The following is a 16,673-nucleotide window of genomic DNA, read 5'->3' as shown; positions in this document are numbered from 1 at the left end:
GACTGTGCGGCTTCCTCGGTGGTGTCAGAGGTATTGAGGCATTCAGAGGTACTCGGGTGCGTCGATGCCGAGCAGGGACAGGCCGCCGGCCAGCACCGTCCCGGCGGCTTCGGCGAGCGCGAGCCGGGCCCGGTGGGCGGCCGAGGGTTTCTCGTCGCCGAGCGGCAGCACGGTGGGAAGGAAGGCGAGCGTGGCATCGGCAAGGGTGACGAGATGCCGGGCGAGCCGGTCCGGGGCGCGGTGGGTGGCGGCGCCGAGGAGGAGGCGGGGGTGGTCGGCGAGGGCGAGGAGAAGAGGCGTCGGTACGTCGGCTACGTCGATGAGATCACCGGCGTGCGCGGTGAAGCCGAGGTCGGCGGCGTTACGGCCGACGGCGCGGGTGCGGGTGTGGGCGTAACGCACCCGGAAGAGGGGGTTGCTCTCCCGCTGGACCAGATGCTCGGCGCCGATACGGGGCCGGTCGTGCGGCGCGGGATGAAGGAGGGCCCACCGGGCGGCGTCGGGCCCGAGGGGGGTGGGGTCGCCGGACGCCGGAGGGAGGGTGCGGAGGTCGAGGGTCTCGACGCCATGTTCACCCCGTCCATGCCGTTCATGCCGTCCATCCTGCTCGCCCTGTTCACCGGTGCCGCGGTGGAGGTGGACGCGGGCGCCCTGGGTGGCGACGATGCGTGCGAGCGCGTCGGCGACGACTTCGGCCCGGGGTTCGTACGCGACGGGCAGCCGCACCGACAGCACCTGACCGGCGAGGGCCTCGCTGTGTCCGTAGCGCAGGCCCTGGGCGCGGATCTCGCGTACGAGGGCTGCGGGGGCGGCACTGTCGAGGCTGATGTTGAGGAATCCGGGCCCGGTGATCTCGACGCCACGGACGCCGGGGGCGGCACTGATCTGCTCGCGCAGGACTTCGGCGACGTAGCGGGGGGTGCGACCGGCGGGCCTGGCCAGCTGCAGCGCGATGTTCGTGGCGTAGTCCCCGGAACCACCGGGACCGGGAGCGGCGACAACGGCGCGTGCGGGAACGGCGACGCTCAGCTCTCCCGCGTCGACGGCACGACGTACCGCGCACAGCACGGTACGGGAGAGCTCGACGGGGGTCACGGGACAAGCGTATGGGAGGAGGGGGGTGGGTAGGCGAATGGGTTTGAGGTGGGTCCGGTATGTGGACGGAGGGCGCGGACGTGAATGGGGAGGGTGCGGGGAAGGGGAGCGGGGGGTACGGGAGCCAGGGGTGCGGTGCCGGGGTTCCGGCGACGTAATGCCGGGTTCGGGCGGAGAAGCGCCCAGGTTCCGGCGGAGAGGTGACCGAGTTCGGCGAAGCCACGCCGGGTTCCGGCGGCGCGTGGCCGGGTCAGCCGACGGCGCCTCGGCCGGCTCGCTCGGCCTCGGTGGGGGCGCCGAGGGAACCGATGGGGCCCAGCGACGGTCCGAGCGCGCTCCCGAACGAGGCGTCGTCCCGCCCGCGCTCGGCCAACTGCCGTACAAGGCTGATGAGTTCGGAGGGATCAAAGGGCTTGGCGAGAAACGCGTCGACGCCGACCTCAAGTCCGGCCTCGACCTCGTACTGCGTGCAGGCGCTGATGATCGCGAGGGGCAGGTCACGCGTCCGGGGATCGGCCCGCAGCCGGGCGGCGGTACGCAGACCGTCGAGGCGGGGCATCGCGACGTCGAGGGTGACGACATCGGGGCACACCTGATGAATGACATCCAGACACTCGGCACCATCAGCCGCGGTCACGACCTCGAAACCCTCCAGTTCGAGGTTGACCCTGATCAGCTGCCGGATGACCTTGTTGTCGTCCACAACAAGCACCCGGCCGGACACGCCTGGCACAACTCGAGGGTAGGTCGAGACCGGCCACCGCGTCCGGCTTTTCGCCACTTCCACCGGCCCGATCGAACGCCGACCAGGTCCGCCACGACCTCCAAAACCCGTTCCTGATCACCCCGAACGAGCTGGTAGGGTTCTACTCGTCGCCGCGCAACGCGCCAGACACGCCCCCGTAGCTCAGGGGATAGAGCAACGGCCTCCGGAGCCGTGTGCGCAGGTTCGAATCCTGCCGGGGGCACCTTGTAGAAGGTGCCTAAAGACCCCGCCATCAGCGCAGTAGCTGAGGACGGGGTCTTCGCGTGTGTGCAGGCGGATGCCGCCGAAGGCAGCTGTTTGCCAGTGATCACGTAATGGTGACGTAATGATCTTAAGGGTGTGCACTGCAGGTCAAAGTCGGTTTCCAGGTCATCTTGCAGCACTCCCATTCTGTCCGCGAACTGCGCCGCGGCATGCACTGCTGTGGCCTCCCCGTGTCCGGCGCAGTGCAGACTAGCCCCACATGGAGGACACCATTGCGGTTGCGCTGATCACTGCCTCATCCACCCTGCTGGGAGGCGCCCTCGCAGCGTTCATTGCCGCCAGGACAACGGGCAGGCAACTGGACTCGCAGGAGAGGCAGGCGCAACAAGATCGCAGCGAGCAACGAGGGTCACGACGGCGTGAGCTCCGCCGTGAGGCATACATGCAGTTCCTCAACGAGCTTGACAGCCTGAATCGCAAACTGGCCGCTGCCTGGTCAGCCCCCGCCCCGTCCGAAGGAAACGCAATCATCGGACAGTTCCGAGACACCACTTGGCAACTGCGAGAGAGGTCGAACCTGATCGCGCTGGAGGGCCCCAAGAGCGTAGCGATAGCAGCGGAGGCAGCCGTCCGTAGTGCTCTTGACCAGGTGCACTCGTTGGATCAGGTGGCGGCCATCGCTGCGCACCTTGGCAGCCGTGACGTTCTCTTGGAGCTTCGTGAAGACGAGTGGGAGACGCACTCGGACCGTTGCCGACGAGCACACCAAGACTTTCTGGATCGCGCTCGCGCTGCCATGGGGGCAGACCTACCTGGCGACGGATGATATTTGCTGGCGCCCAAAAGGCCAGCCACCTGCCGATCGCAGTCAGAGCGAGAAAGCCAAAAGCCCCGGATCGCTCCGGGGCTCTCAGCTTGTCGGTCACGTGGACGTTTCAGCTCTCGGTGTCATTCCCCTCTCCCAGACCCTTCAGGATCCGGTCGTTCATTTCCTGCTCCTGGCCGTCGATGCACTTCGCGTAGATCTTCAGGAGCACGTCCACCGAGTGGCCGGCACGGGCCGCCACCTCTGGGGCAGGTACCCCAGAGTTCAGCCACTGGGAGACGCCAGCGTGCCGAAGGTCGTACGGCCGGAAGGCCAGGACCGACGACACCTGATGCGGTACGAGTGCCAGTTCCCGAACCTGTTTCCACGCTCGTGAGTACGACGAGGCCGCGATCACGTTGCCCCGCTCGCTGGAGAACAGCCGCCCGTCCTTCGCCGTACCGAACTCCTTCAAGTGCTCGCGGAGCATTCGCACCAGTGGAGGCGGAATCGGCACGATGCGCACTTCGCCGCTGGCCCGTTGCTTCAGGCCGCGCCGATCGTGCGCATCCCCGGAGTCCGTCCATGCCTTCCCTGCCGTAGGACGGGTCTCCGCCAGCTCAAACCGCCCCCAGCCGGACGCCGGAAGGCTGCAGTCGGAGCGGCGGAGTCCCAGCGCCTCGCCTGGCCGCAAGGCCGCGTAGTACAGACAGCCGAAGAACGCCTTCAGTCGTCGGCCACTCGCGCGCTCGTATCCGCCGACGTAAGTGAGGGCGGTCAGCAGTTCCCGAGCCTGCCGCGGATTGACCACCACTCGACGGTCGACCTCCTGCACCGCACACTTGCCCCGTTTACGCCGCACCCGGCTCAGCGGGTTGGACTGCAGGTGCTCCAACTCCACTGCGTATTCAAGGGCGTTGAAGACAACCGCCCTGCGTCGGCGATACGTCTGCGTCGCCGCAGGCTTGCCGTCCAGCCTGCGACCCAACCCGTCGATCAGCTCATGCACTCGGGCGATCTCCTGCAACTCCCCCACAGGGAGCGAGGCCTTCTCGATCCACCGCACGGCCGCCGCGATCTCGTCCGGCCGCTCTCGCTCCCGGCGGGAAACCGGCAGGACGTACGAGCGCAGCGCCCGCCGCAGCACCTCGGGAGTGGGCCGCCCCCTCCCCGGCTTGACGAGGAGGGGAACAACCGTTGCCAGAGCATCGGTCATGCTGTCCCGTTGCCTCGCCGACGCTTCCGCCCAACGCGCTCCCACGTACTTCACCGCCAGGTCGAGGAACGACAGCGCCGCATTCCCTCCGCGGAGCGAGTCAGGCAGACCGGTCACTGTGTCGAACGGTTCGCCCTTGTCGGCAGCTCGGAGCAGCTTGGCCCGGAAGCGATCCGCGAGCGCCTTCGTCTTGTGCGACTCGTGGAACGGCTCGCCGCCCACGGACCAGCGGACGAGGTACGTCGGTTTCTTCGCGGAGCGGTTGATGCTGAGCTTCCAGATGACGACCTTGTACGACTTCACGACGCGGCCCCCTCGCACGCTCCGCCAACCAGTCGTTGAGCACGTCACGGCGGACCCGTAACTCACCGTTCGGCAGACGGATGCAGGCGGGCGCGATGCGCAGCTCCCGCCAGCGGTAGAAGGTGCGTCGGGAGATCCCGCCCAGTTCTTCAAGCACCTGCCGCACGGTGAGCAGATCGGCCGCCTCCTCACGCGCCATGACGACCACCGGCTTCCCGCACGGAGGCAGCCAAGAGCGCCGCCTCCGGTGAGTAGCCGCGCCCGGCATAGCGCCACTGCCCAACCGTGATCGTCGACCGCTTGCCGATGCCGAGAGCAGTTCGCTGCTCTTCCGCACGGTGTTCGGCACGAGCTTCACGGAGCGCGGTCAGCGTCGTCGAATAGCGCCGTGACTTGGTGGAGAAGTGGCCGCCGTAGCCGAGCATGTGCGCCCAGCGCCGCAATCCGAGCGGTTCGAATGCGGGGAGACCACCGAGCCACCAGCACGTACTGATCATGCGGAGGACATGGGCCCGTACCGGCAGCATGACCAGCTCTCGCGCCTGGCGGATCCGACCGTCGACCGCGCCGGCTGACTCGGCACCCTTGGTGGCGTACTTCGCGATGTAGCCCGCGACAGCCGCGGAGGTCAGCCGCTCCCCCGCCCCGAACGCCTCGATGGGCCGCACGTCGACCTGTTCGCCAAAGCGGAGCAATCGAGTACCGACGACATCCGCGCCAGGAGCGACGAGCCGTACGCGACCGACAACCGCCGGTACCGCATCCGTCAGCAGAGCCGTTGTCGCCCAACCGGGCGGAGTCGAGGCCGGTCCGTCCGGTCCGTCGACACGGATCACGGCATGGAAGTCGACACGGATCACGGCATGGAAGTGGACCAGGCCCCGCCGCTGGACTCGGCCACCTTCGCGTACGACAACCGGGCCACGTCCCCGAATTCGGTACGGGACAACCCGGACCGCCGTGCAACCTCGCGGCGCAGCTCCAGCGCGAACCGGTGCCAGAGCTGACCGGCGTACGCCTGCCAGAGGACAGCCCCGGCATAGTCGTAGCAGCGCGGGCACAGGGGCTCGCCGAGTCGGGGCTCGCCCTCCGTGTGTCGCTCATGGCATCCGACGGGCGAGCCATGCGGGCAGCACTCCCCCGCCCTCCGGGGACGGCATGCCCGTACCCGCCCCGCACGCTCACGACGGGTGTGAACCGGGCCGAAGCCGGGAGCGGTGAGGGTGGCGAACACCCGGGGGTGCCCACTCACCGACTCCGTGACGTTCTTGCCTCCGACCAGCCCGGCCCGGATCAGTTGATAGGTGTCGGCCCGGTAGAGGCGGGAGCAGGACGGGCAGACCGTCGACCGTCGGTTGCCGCAAGCGGTCAGGAGTCGACCGCCGTAGACGTCCGACGCGTACGAGTACAGGGCCTCGCCCGTGGTCGTGTCGACGACCGTTGCCCCGCCAACCAGGTGGATCGGGTTGGTGCAGCCGGCGAGGCTGACGATGTTGCGCCGCCAGGCCGCGAACTCCGGCTCTGCTGCCTTGGTGAGCAGGGCAGCAACGTTCTTCGGAAGGGGTGCGGTCATTGCCGACCACCTCCCCCGAACGCCTGCCACATCACGGCGGCTATCGCTTCCGTCCGGGTCTTGGCGCTGAACCGGAGGGTCGGATCCGTGAGCCAGAGTGCGGCGGCGTGTGCCGGGCACAGATGCCGCTCGTAGCCGTCGAGCCCGACGAGGACGATCTGTTCCCGTCCCGTGCAGGTCGACACTTCGGAGTCGGCGACCCTCAGTTCGCACTCCGGTAGAGGAGATTTGCGCGAACGATGCGCGGTGGACAAAGTGTGAGTACTCCTTTCACTGCTCATGTGGCGGATGGAGTGGGTTCCTGACGGGGTCGGGTTTGGCGACTTCGCGCCCCGTCGGGAGCCCGTTGTACGGGCGATCACTGGCGCTCCTCGGGCGGTATCGCGATCACGCTGTACGCGATCGACCCGAAGATGCGGCGTGCGTCGTAGTAGCCCTCGCCGATGTCCTTCACCGGAACGCCGAGCGGTGCGGCGACGTACTCCGTCCCCTCCCTGCGAGCAGTGGAGTCGGCTCCGTCGACGAAGACGCCGAAGGACGCGCAGCGCGGTACGAGGACAATGGGATTGGCGGTAAGGAAGTCCGCCAGCTCGCGCAGACCGGCGATGAACTCGGCCCGGTCACCGGAGCGGATTTCGTACTTGGGCATGGCTCGCCCACCTCTCTGTTGTTCGGTCATCGGGGGAAGTCGCTTCAGAAGCGGAGTTGCCCGAGGAACCCGCCGACCGCGACGAGCACCGTTCGAACCACCGGCGCTGCCAGGGTCGTTGCCAGCAGGAAGCCGAAGGTTCCGCAGAGCAGTGCGTCCGCCCAGCGCAGGTAGCGGATGCGGAGCAGGAACCAGATCAACAGGCCGAGCAGCAGTACGGCCGACATGGACACCAGCACGGCTGTTCCCCTTCACTTGGCCTCGGTGAGCAGTTCGGGCAGGACCGGGGCGAGGTGCGCGTACTCAGCCGCGATGGCCTCCGCGTCCGTCTCGGTGATGAGGTGGGAGCGAGCACGTTCCCAGCCGTCGCCGGAGGCCAGTACGGCCGTACCTGCCTGTTCGGGGGTGATGGCTTGTGCGGCTTTGAGCGCGTCGGGGTTGAGGTCTCCGAGCGCCATTTCCGCCGTACCGGGGTCGGCCACCCGGTGACACACGCGTCCGCCGAGTTGGGCACGCAGTGCTGTGACGCCGGGTCCCAGATCGGATCCCACCCGCTGGCCGGCCACGACGAGGAACACCCCGAGCGCCGCGCCCAGTTGGGCGAGGCGGATCAACGCCGTACCGGCCGCGTGCGCTTCGTCTTTCTCGTTCCGGCTCGCGACGAGGAACAGCTCCGCGATCTCGTCGACTATGACGACGACCGGTACCGGGCGTTCCTTCTCCGGCAGACCCCAGATGTTGCGTACGCGGGCAGCCCGGCAGACGGTCATGCGGTCGAGCGTCAGATCTACGAGCGCCGCCAGGAGCCGAACCGCTTGCTCACGGTTGGTCGCCAGCGCGGACAACCGGGGCTCGTAGAGCGACAGTTCCATGCCGCCCTTGCAGTCGACCCCGACCAACGCGACCGGTTGCGGAGCCAGGCCCGCGACGAGTGCGTTGATCAACGTCGATTTGCCGGACCGTGTGGCCCCGACGATGAGCCAGTGCGGCACACGGCGAAGGTCGATGACCCAAGCGGCACCGGTTTCCAGCGCGCCCACCGTGACTCGGAGCAAGTGAACGGGCCCGCACTGCTTCGGTAGTCGAGGAGCGGCCAGCGGATCGCCTACCGATGCGGCGATCCGTACGACTCCCGGCTTCCAGGAGGTCACCCGCACCCCATGGACCTGCCAGTTCTCCGCCATGGCAGGTGCCGCTTTGACGAAGTCTTCGGGCAGCTGCCCCGGCAACAACCGCACCAGCAGCCAGAATCCGCCGCCGGTCGGGCGTATGAACCCGAATCGAGGGACACGCGGTTGAGGCGGAGGCGCCCCGTTGCCGACGAGTCCGGACACCACGGTCAACGCCGGCCGACGGCTGACAGCGAGTCCGCACCCGGCCATCAACAGCCGCCAGGTGCGCATCACGCGAACGACCATGACCGGGTAGGCGAGTAACAACCAACAGGCCACGGGGTAGCGGCGGCGCAGGGCCGGGCCTGCGAGAAGCAGACCCGACACCAGCACCGCGGCCACCACCAGAACCCAGCTCGGCCAAACCGTCCCGGCCGAGGAGGTGGAGGAGGCCAGCGTCATCACTGCACCGCCCCCTTCCCCGCCGGGGCGTTCAGGGGCCGGATCTCCGCCGCGCGGAAGGCGACACCGTGTCGCCCGTCGTTCTCCCACGGCGTGGCCACCAGGTCCCGCACTGCCACCGGCATACCAAGCTGCACACCGGCCGGTTCCCCGGCAACGCTCACGTTCACGACGTCCGCCGATGAACCCGCCATCAGGCAAAGACCGACCTGGTACACGGTCTTGCCGGTCTCACGGTCAACACGAAGCTGACCGGTCTCACGATTGGCAACCCGCGGAGCCGGGGGTACGGCACAGATGATCCCCGTGAACTTCGCGGTGTCGATCGGAAGGCTTGCCACTGATCTGAACTCCTCATCTCTGACACCCGAAGGCTGATCCTTCGGGCTGCTAGACCACCCGTAGTACGGGTGACTGGAGTCCAGAGTGCGACCCGTAGTACGGGTTGTCAACCGTCTTGTGGTGAGAGAGGCTGTCTACGCACGTGGACGAACTGTCTACAGAGACACACAGTCAAGAGATGATCACGGCCACGGAGGGCCCGCATGCCGCCAAGGAACACGCAGCCGAAGTATCGGCAGATCGCCGACTACCTGCGCGAAGGCATCCTGAACGGCACGTTCCCCGCCGGCCAACCGCTCCCCTCAGAGGAGGCGTTGGCGAAGCAGTTCGGCGTGACGCGCCCCACAGTCCGTCAGGGCCTCACAGAGCTACGGGCATCCGGCCTGGTTGAGGCGATCATGGGCAGAGGCACATTCGCCCGCTCGCCCCAGGGCCGCCCGAGCCTCACCCGCCCGCGCGGCGTACGCCTGGCCCCCGACGGCCGGTACATGGAGGCCGACGGCCTCCAGTGGGTAAACGCCGAGCCCCCAGTAGCCACTCGCACGGACGCCCCCTTGGCGTTGGCGGATCTGCTCCGCATCCCCCCAGGCGAACCGATGTTCACGTACGACGCCTTGCAGACAGCAGACCAGGGCCGCCTTCGCCAACTCCACCGCACATACGTGCCGTTCTCTGTCCTGGTCGACACGAAGTACGAGGAGGAGGCTCCACCGCCGGCGCCGGAGCTCTACGTGGCACTCGCCGCGTTGGGCCACGAACTCCACTTCACGGAGTACGTCCGCACCCGCATGCCGCTCCCGGACCAGGCCCAAGCCCTCCGTCTACCCGAAGGTGTCCCTCTCCTGCACGTAATCCGGGTGACGCTCACGGAGGCAGACAAGCCGCTGGCTCTGGAGGAGTTCCACCTCCCCGGCGACGATCTGGAACTGTCCTACAGGCTGTAGCCGACCCCTGTTGGCTCAGACCTTCTCTACGTCATCAAGGCGGCTCGCTCCGCTCCCCGCGCGCGGCCCGGCCCCCGGCCGGGCCTGCGCTCCTGTCTCCGCCCCGCTCCAGCCCGGCCGGCGCCCGTGCCGCGCTCAAAGCATGCAGCCACCTAATGCCAGAGAAGGGGTACGTCGGGGCTGGGGCGGTCGGCTCCACGGCTTTACGGAGCCACTTTGGCGCGAGCCTCGAAGATCATGGCCCCAACGTCGTGCTTTACCGGGCAGGTCCACAGCCTGCCCGACGCGCCGGAAGCTTACGGGGCCATGATCACTCGCGCCAAAGCAGCGCCACCCCAAAGCCGCTCCACCGACCTGTGTGCCTCACATCAGGACGCCTCTTCCTCATCCTGAACGCTCTTTGGGAGGAACTGCGAATATTTCCGGCGGAGGAAGTCGATTGCTTCATCCCGTGTGGGGTCAACTTGCAACTTATCCTGGTAGAAGTGCAAAGCCCTTCTACGTTCCTCGATGATCGCCCCCCAATGCTTAACCCAAATACGCAGATCTAGATCATCGTCCTCGTGAATCAATCCGGCAGGCTGGCCTTTCTTGCGGGAAAGTCGGCGAATGTCGTCACTAACCGCATTCGCCACGAGAACGAAGTCCCACTTAGTTCCAGCATCCCGGAACCGTTGATCATTGGCGACAGCCATAGCGTAGGATTCAATCTGCTGCCGCTCCTTGTATCCCGCAATGACGGACGGCCTTTTCAGTTCAACGATTAGATGATGTTGATGCTCGCTATCTTGAATTGTCTTCGAAAGCATGAGATCAACAATTGCCGTCTTGCGATCTTCAAGTTTCACATCGGCTATGTTCAGCGTATCGCGACCAAGATACTCAAGATGCCGCTTCAGGACTTCCTTGATGCTCTGGTCATCCACGCCTAGCTGAAACTGCTCGCCAAATACCCAAGCCTCTGCTGCAAGAATCCGATGAAGTTGACTCCGCTCCAACACCTCTCTCTTTAGATCGGCGTCAAAGAGCAGTAGTTCCAGGCTGCGTAGAAAATCTAGTCGGTCGGCTACTGTTTGAGCCGAGGAAATCACGGATGCGAGGGAAGCGCGATCGAGCAATACCGCTAGATCATCGAGTTCCTGGCTGCTCAGATCGAGGACGTCGCGGAGTACTTTCTTCAGGGAAGTTGGCGAGTGCTCAAGTGCTTCGCGAATGAGTCGAAGCGACATCCTCTTAGCTGCCGGTTCGGATCCGATCCCTGGTATGGCCTGCACGGCCACCACGTCGAAGAGATCCCGCTTGACCTCTTCTAGCGGAGTGGTCGGGGTTCCTGAGAAGGGGTATACGTTCTCGGCGCGCCACTGATCGACTACTCGCTGTCTGCGCTCCTTGGCGCGCTCCCGGAAGTACTTTCGTAGCTCCGTCCTAGCCGCATCCAGAATTGGCCCATATCGCGCATGGCCCAGCTCTGCCAACTCGACTTCAGTTCCCTGAAAACCATGCCATGTAACGTACGCTGAGAACGAAAACCCGGGAGCCTGTATGCCCGCCTTGTATTCCGTTAATGCTGCCCCACTGGTGTCACAAAAGAAGATCTCATTGGGCCAGTCTTGCTTCCACTCCACGATTTCTAGACTGGGGGGTTCTTGATCATCCTCGTCCGGCGAAGAGAGTGTGATCAGCTTTATCCTGTCAATTACTTCATCAGGGGTAACTGATCTGCCATCATACTCCAGCGCGACGTCACGGAACCTGTTCAGAAAGCGAGCAAATTCTTTGGTGAGTCGACTCTGCGCCTTCTCGCTCGTCAGACTGACCAGAGAACCTGAGATTCCTTCTACCGCAACCTTCGTTCCCGTTTCTTCGCTGCTGTTGGCCGCGCCGCTGATACTAAAACGTTCAGGAGTGGCTGCATTGGCTCTAATCTGGTAGGAGATTCGACCATCGACATCATCTACGACGGTAGTCCATGTAACATCTGGACCGAGCGCGAATGCTCGAAATCTCCCTTCTCCGTTACTACCATGAAGAGGCCGCTTATGACGTCGACTGACCCGAGTCTGGGACTTCCACGATCCCCCTAGGCTGCCGAACTCATGTTCGCTCTCGGATCGTTTGATTCCGAGCCCGTCATCTTCCACCAGGATGGCTTCGACACCGTCCATTGCGTTTCGACGCAGGACTACCTTGACTTCTTTCGCGTCCGCATCCAGAGAGTTCCAGATCAGCTCGAAGACGGCATGCAACGGCTTGGTGGGGCGCACCAACCGCTCAATGTGATCCCTGCGCACCTCAACAGTCACGTCCGGCATAAACGCATGATCCCATAGGGCCTTTCGGCGGTCCATGGGGCAAGCAGGAAGTCAAGCACGCGTTCGATTGGTAGTGATCTTGGGATTGGTCACAAAGCGTAACCCCGCATCGACCTCACGAGATCAAGTTTTGGCTAGCGCTTAGCAGCCCCTGCACCACGGCATCGGTCCCGTTCTGCAGCAGCGACTCGCGCAAGCGTGCCGTGAGGCGGCGCAGCCGAGTGGTATCCGGTTGCCCGGCACTGGCTTCGTCGACCAGTGACTGTGCGTCCTGGACGAGCTGTTCGCGCTGGTCTTCCGGCAGATCAATCGTGTGGATAGACGCGAGGACCTGCTGGGCGAAGGCGGCAAGCTCGGTGGGCGTGGAGCCGATGGTGTTGTGCTGGGTGTTGTCAGTGCCGATCTGGTTGGCACCGCCGTAGTTGTTGACGGTGCCGATACTGAAGCGGGGCTGACTCGCCATGAACTCCCTCACGTTAACGTCGTCGGTGGATCCGCAAGTGATGCCGAGACCGGTCAGCTCTAGAGCGTAAGGCTCGCTGTCATGCAAAGGCCCTCGCTGCAGCACGGCCAGGCCCCGCTGGCCCAGGTACTCGGCAGCCCGCAGGACCTCTTCATGGGAGATCTTCGTCCCGTACAGCCGTGAATGGGGCCAATAGCTGCGAAAGAACACGAAATCGATCCAGTGGGGCCCTGGAGCGACGCCAGGGGGGTACTCGTCGGGAGGGTCCATGGCGGCCGTCACCAGCGCGTTGACGGCGTAGTCGAACCGCACCCGGCTGTTACTGCGAACCCGCATGAGCTCCTCGGCCCTGAGTACTCCAGCCACGGTCAGCCGCGCATGTGCCAAGCGCCCGCTCCCGAGTACACCGACGATCTCGACGGCGCCCTGCCGTGACGCATACTCCAGGACCCCACGCAGCCGTCCCTCACTGATGTCATGCCGCTGCGCGTACGCCGCTGGATCAACGAGGAGGGTCGTGTCACCGTCACCTTGCTCGAACATCCACAGCACGAGCAGTGCCACATATGCCTCTAGCCCCGGTTGCGTCACATGTCGTGGGGTGAACAACTCATGGGCCAGGATGGGGAGCAGGGGCGGACCTGCATGGAGCGATGGGGGAAGCTGTGCGCCACGTCGCTGCCAGTAGTCGCTGAGGTCCACTACTCCGCGGTAGGCCCGGATGTTGCGGTCGACGGCAAACTCCCAGCCCTCCCGGCCGTATGTACCTTCCGGGCCTGAGTTGGAGTAGACCGACCAGGGCTCTTCCTTGGCCTGTAGGAAGGCCCGGCGCAGCAGCTCCTCTGAGTCATGGCCGGCCGGGAGACCGACTCTCTCCACAGCATCCCCGCTGTGCAGCAGCGTGCGCCCGGAGGAATCCTCGCCTTCGTGATCTCTCTCCAGCTGGGCCATCGCACGCACCAACGCGAGGAAGGCCTGAACCAGGTCAGATGAATCCGGGCACTGCGCGACCCCGGCTATCGTCAGCGCCACCGGAGAATCACCAACTGGAACCGGGCGGTTGAGGTCGGGGAGCCCGACCAGCAGCCGCTCTGGCAATCGGCCCAGTACATCGACCACATCAATTCCAAGATCATCCAGCCGCTTATCAAGCAGGCGGAACGCCGGCCAGGCGCCGTGGCTGGAAAACTCCTTCCAGACAGCTACAAGGAGTTGCTGCTCATCCTCTGTCCTCGGGGCAGGAAGGCCCACTGCAGGGTCGCTTTGTCGCACAGCTCATTGTGACGCTTCCGCAGCAGGACTGGAGCAGCCGTTAATTTTCTAGTGTCTGCGTAGCGGATGTACTGCGCGCTGATCGCCCGTCGTGCCAGACGCGTGCCAGATCGCGCGGGGAGCCACGGGGAACACCGGGTAGCCAACGGACATGCCCACCATGCGTCGCCACCCTTCCGGCGCAGGTCAGCCCCTGTAGCGAGCCCTAGATCACCTGAGCTTCCCAAGCTGAGGGTCCCGGAGTCGTGGTAACGCGCGGTCCGTCGTAGCTCGCTCTGGTCGGCGCCTGCTACTTCCCTTTGCCAGAGCCGGAACCGATCATGAGGCCCATGGTGTCCAGCATCGTCGTTCAGTACACCGAACTCCTGCGGGTCGGCGAGCACGACCTCTGGAGCAGGTTGCGAGAGCTTTTGGAGGGCCAGGGGCTCGACCCGGACCGTACGGTCGTCGTCGACCTCCTGTCAGGAGGGCCGGACCACGAGGACGGACAAGTCATCTCCGCCGACGGCAGGGTCTTCAAGTTCAGCCTCTTCTACGACCAGGACTTGGAGGACGGCGCCAAGAACGCCGTACTTTACGGCTGGAGCGACATCACGGACCGCTGGCGGACCGGATCACGGGCTGGTCTCACCTCGGGCGCCTTCGCGTGGATGGCACAGCTCGAAGAGCAAAGCTGATCTACCGTTAAGCGGAGGGCCGGGCGTCCCCTGCGTGTCTAACTGCGTGACAACGCCCGCGCACAACGGCGAACAGTCACGAACGTCTGCGAACCATCAGCGCAGGTCAGTGGCGCGGAAGTCCAAGGCAGCGCCCACACCCAAGTTGCTTCGGGACGAAGCAGTCGCTCGGTCGAGGCATGAGTGCTCGCGATGGGGACCCAGCTCGTCCAAAACCCGCTCACGCCGAGGCTTCTGGCGCTGGCATGCTGGCAGGTCCGAGTATCGGACCGCAGCCCCAGGGGGACAGCTTGATCGTGAACCGGCGTATCGGCAGCCAACAGCCTGATGAGTACGACGAGCTACAACAGCACCTCACCCAGAAGCTCAACGTCCCGCTCGACTGGCCCGAAGATGGCGGCCTCACTGTCAGCCACGTTGCCAAAATCGCTGCTGCTGCAACCTGTGACACCGCGTACAGCCAAGCTGCCAACGGTCACTTGATCGACCTCTTCGCGGCGCTTCCGTTGCCGGGAACCACAGAGGGGAAGGACTTCTGGGAGCGCATCCGCGACACCGGAGGCAGCGCGGCCTGGAACATCCACCCTGTCGACATGCGCGGGTCCTTCTTCGACCGTATCCATGACGGCAACGAGGGCGGCATCGCCTTCCGCGTCCTGAGCTTCCTGGAGGAGCTGACGCCAGCTCAGCGCACGGCTGTGGCAGAGGTCATCGGCTCAGTCCTCGACCACGGCACCATCGGCGTTAGTGGTCGCTACGGGGGCGAGCTGTGGCTACGGGACGCAGAGATGAGCGCATGGCGCGTCGCGCTGGCCGGTCGGCGGGAGTTCGAAACGGCACAGGACCGTGAGCGATTCTTCGAAGCATGGCGCCGCGCCTGACCGCCTGGCGCACCCCAAGTCGCGTACAGCAGCGAAGTACAGCAACCACAGCAACCGACCATGGCCAGTGGCGCCCATCAGACCCCTTCGAGCGGCCTGTATGACCGTCAATGCCCGATCTTGATAGAGCTATGGATCAGAAGGCGCCCGCGCCCTGTCCATGACTGTCGGCTCGTTTGGCATGTTCCGCCATTGTCAGTCCTGGCTGCCACACTCGTCTCATGTGGGTACGAGATAGATACACGGGCGTTGGCGGGGGCCTCTACACGGGTGTTGGCGGGGGCATGTACACAGGCGTCGGCGGAGGCGCGTATACCGGAGTGGGCGGCGGTGCCTATACGGGCGTCGGTGGCGGCGCGTACACGGGCGTCGGCGGGGGCCTGTATAGCGGTGTCGGCGGAGGCATGTACACAGGCGTCGGCGGAGGCATGTACACCGGTGTCGGCGGTGGGCTGTACACCGGTGTCGGCGGTGGGCTGTACACCGGCCCGGGTGGAGGGTTGCACGCCGGCCCTTGCGCAGATCCCTACCGCAGTATCTGGCCGCCGCGCGACATCATGAGGCGATACATGGAACAGCACGGCCTGGGGCATCTGATCCGGCTCATGGACGCTCACGGCTTCTGGGACTGAGGGTAAGCGGCGAGCCTGTCAAGCCTGCCCAAGATGGCTGACACCAACGCCTGACACCAACAGCCCCCAACAGCAGCGGTTGGCGTCGGACCCCAGCGGATGGTCAGCCCAGGAGCACGGCCCGTTGACCAACGTCACCGAAGCCCCGTGATCGACCTGATAAGGATGAGGCCCGATCTCAAGCTCAGTGTCCAGTGCGGGCGCTGTCCCTCAGTAGCTGTGGTTCAACCGATCTTGGGGTCTGCCGGTCGAACGGGAGACCCGTCCGGGTGGTCATGGGGCGTGCATACGAGCAGGAGCTGCTGAACCCTTCGTCACCGGGGTTCCCGGTCCACCCTCTGCGCACCTGGTAGGGAACAATGCCGCTGTCAACGCAGGGAGCGGGCGCCCCGAGGAGCAGTAATGGCAAGAGATCGCAGCGGCCGTAAAGGCAGAATCGCGCACAACCAGCTGGTGGCTGGCGCTGATACCGGTCAGATCGTTGGCACCTCCGTGTTTTTTGGGCTCTTCGCAGGAGGCCTGGCCCGTCTGACGCACAACTACTCGTGGGCGGCGTTTGCTGTGCTGCTTACGGCTGCCTGGGTATGGGAGGCCAAGGCACGGAACCGTGTGGCGGCAGCGTGGAACCGGCGGGTAGTGGCTGATGACGCGATCGGCATGAGCGGCGCGGCGTCCCCCGCCTATTGCACGGACGCCAAGTTGGGTGACGGGACTGTTGCTGGCCTGACAGTTCCCATATACACGGGCGGCTTCCACTTTTTCGCGGAGAGCGGCGGTTCCCACCAATTCCCGCCAGTGGAAATCGTGAAGATCGACCGAAGCTTGCCGTACAACCGGATCCAGATCACCACGACCAGCACAGTATGGCGGACGATCGTGATATACCCGCAGAACTGGAACATCAAGGCGTGGGAGCTTCTCAAGGACCGGAAGACCTACCAGGAAGACCAGTAGGGCCCGCCACG

15 protein-coding genes, 1 tRNA gene and 2 pseudogenes are annotated in these 16,673 nt (G+C 65.2%); 6 read left to right on the top strand and 12 right to left on the bottom strand.

Annotated elements, in window-relative coordinates; all coding sequences use genetic code 11:
* Positions 1 to 42 precede the first annotated feature (42 nt).
* Both nrtL and OHN74_RS30105 read right to left on the bottom strand, forming a co-directional pair.
* Positions 43 to 1,095 carry an ArgS-related anticodon-binding protein NrtL gene (gene nrtL / locus OHN74_RS30110; RefSeq protein WP_327697715.1) on the bottom strand — a complete coding sequence of 351 codons (1,053 nt, stop codon included), beginning with the start codon at positions 1,093 to 1,095 and terminating at the stop codon, positions 43 to 45.
* A gap of 250 nt (positions 1,096 to 1,345) precedes the next feature.
* Positions 1,346 to 1,828, bottom strand: coding sequence for a response regulator (locus OHN74_RS30105; protein ID WP_327697714.1), 483 nt, complete (start codon positions 1,826 to 1,828; stop codon positions 1,346 to 1,348).
* A 163-nt stretch (positions 1,829 to 1,991) separates the two neighbouring features.
* Between OHN74_RS30105 and OHN74_RS30100 the strand changes: the two genes are divergently transcribed.
* A tRNA-Arg gene (locus tag OHN74_RS30100) sits at positions 1,992 to 2,063 on the top strand.
* Between the two features lie 937 nt (positions 2,064 to 3,000).
* Here the strand turns inward: OHN74_RS30100 and OHN74_RS30095 are convergent.
* The 8 genes and pseudogenes from OHN74_RS30095 to OHN74_RS30060 all read right to left on the bottom strand — a co-directional run bounded on the left by OHN74_RS30095 (position 3,001) and on the right by OHN74_RS30060 (position 8,526).
* A complete protein-coding gene (locus OHN74_RS30095) occupies positions 3,001 to 4,389 on the bottom strand; it encodes a tyrosine-type recombinase/integrase (protein ID WP_327697712.1) in 1,389 nt (462 codons plus the stop codon).
* Between the two features lie 7 nt (positions 4,390 to 4,396).
* Positions 4,397 to 4,588, bottom strand: a pseudogene (locus OHN74_RS30090) (helix-turn-helix transcriptional regulator); the annotation flags it as partial.
* Positions 4,578 to 5,962, bottom strand: a pseudogene (locus tag OHN74_RS30085) (replication initiator). The pseudogenes OHN74_RS30085 and OHN74_RS30090, both read right to left, overlap by 11 nt.
* A complete protein-coding gene (locus OHN74_RS30080) occupies positions 5,959 to 6,216 on the bottom strand; it encodes a hypothetical protein (RefSeq protein ID WP_327697711.1) in 258 nt (85 codons plus the stop codon). The pseudogene OHN74_RS30085 and the gene OHN74_RS30080 overlap by 4 nt, the downstream one beginning before the upstream one ends.
* Before the next feature lie 104 nt (positions 6,217 to 6,320).
* Positions 6,321 to 6,611: a hypothetical protein gene (locus tag OHN74_RS30075; RefSeq protein ID WP_327697710.1), complete on the bottom strand. Its 291-nt coding sequence runs from the start codon at positions 6,609 to 6,611 to the stop codon at positions 6,321 to 6,323.
* Positions 6,612 to 6,655: 44 nt separating this feature from the next.
* Positions 6,656 to 6,850, bottom strand: a complete 195-nt coding sequence (locus OHN74_RS30070) for a hypothetical protein (protein ID WP_235474829.1) — start codon at positions 6,848 to 6,850, stop codon at positions 6,656 to 6,658.
* A gap of 12 nt (positions 6,851 to 6,862) precedes the next feature.
* Positions 6,863 to 8,185, bottom strand: a complete 1,323-nt coding sequence (locus OHN74_RS30065; RefSeq protein ID WP_327697709.1) for an FtsK/SpoIIIE domain-containing protein — start codon at positions 8,183 to 8,185, stop codon at positions 6,863 to 6,865.
* Positions 8,185 to 8,526, bottom strand: a complete 342-nt coding sequence (locus OHN74_RS30060; protein ID WP_327697708.1) for an SCO3933 family regulatory protein — start codon at positions 8,524 to 8,526, stop codon at positions 8,185 to 8,187. The genes OHN74_RS30065 and OHN74_RS30060 overlap by 1 nt, the downstream gene beginning before the upstream one ends.
* Before the next feature lie 204 nt (positions 8,527 to 8,730).
* On the opposite strand from OHN74_RS30060, the gene OHN74_RS30055 reads away from it, so the two are divergent.
* Complete coding sequence (locus OHN74_RS30055) at positions 8,731 to 9,471, top strand: GntR family transcriptional regulator (RefSeq protein ID WP_327697707.1); 741 nt, start codon at positions 8,731 to 8,733, stop codon at positions 9,469 to 9,471.
* A 368-nt stretch (positions 9,472 to 9,839) separates the two neighbouring features.
* Here OHN74_RS30055 and OHN74_RS30050 read toward each other — a convergent pair whose 3' ends face one another.
* Positions 9,840 to 11,783 (bottom strand): ATP-binding protein, encoded by a 1,944-nt coding sequence (locus tag OHN74_RS30050; RefSeq protein ID WP_327697706.1) that lies wholly within the window; start codon positions 11,781 to 11,783, stop codon positions 9,840 to 9,842.
* Positions 11,784 to 11,898: 115 nt separating this feature from the next.
* On the bottom strand, positions 11,899 to 13,518 hold the full coding sequence (locus OHN74_RS30045; RefSeq protein WP_327697705.1) for a hypothetical protein: 1,620 nt from the start codon (positions 13,516 to 13,518) through the stop codon (positions 11,899 to 11,901).
* Between the two features lie 329 nt (positions 13,519 to 13,847).
* Between OHN74_RS30045 and OHN74_RS30040 the strand changes: the two genes are divergently transcribed.
* From OHN74_RS30040 to OHN74_RS30025, 4 genes are all read left to right on the top strand, one after another.
* Positions 13,848 to 14,195: a hypothetical protein gene (locus tag OHN74_RS30040; protein WP_327697704.1), complete on the top strand. Its 348-nt coding sequence runs from the start codon at positions 13,848 to 13,850 to the stop codon at positions 14,193 to 14,195.
* A 290-nt stretch (positions 14,196 to 14,485) separates the two neighbouring features.
* The gene (locus OHN74_RS30035) at positions 14,486 to 15,076 is read left to right on the top strand and encodes a hypothetical protein (protein WP_327697703.1); all 591 of its coding nucleotides are present in this window, start codon (positions 14,486 to 14,488) and stop codon (positions 15,074 to 15,076) included.
* 284 nt (positions 15,077 to 15,360) lie between these two features.
* Complete coding sequence (locus OHN74_RS30030; RefSeq protein WP_327697702.1) at positions 15,361 to 15,708, top strand: hypothetical protein; 348 nt, start codon at positions 15,361 to 15,363, stop codon at positions 15,706 to 15,708.
* A gap of 402 nt (positions 15,709 to 16,110) precedes the next feature.
* Positions 16,111 to 16,662 carry a hypothetical protein gene (locus tag OHN74_RS30025; protein WP_327697701.1) on the top strand — a complete coding sequence of 184 codons (552 nt, stop codon included), beginning with the start codon at positions 16,111 to 16,113 and terminating at the stop codon, positions 16,660 to 16,662.
* The last annotated feature ends 11 nt before the right edge of the window (positions 16,663 to 16,673 follow it).

It is taken from the genome of Streptomyces sp. NBC_00459 (assembly GCF_036013955.1).
In the GTDB taxonomy this organism is placed as follows: domain Bacteria; phylum Actinomycetota; class Actinomycetes; order Streptomycetales; family Streptomycetaceae; genus Streptomyces.
This window is presented reverse-complemented; position numbering and strand designations above follow the sequence as displayed.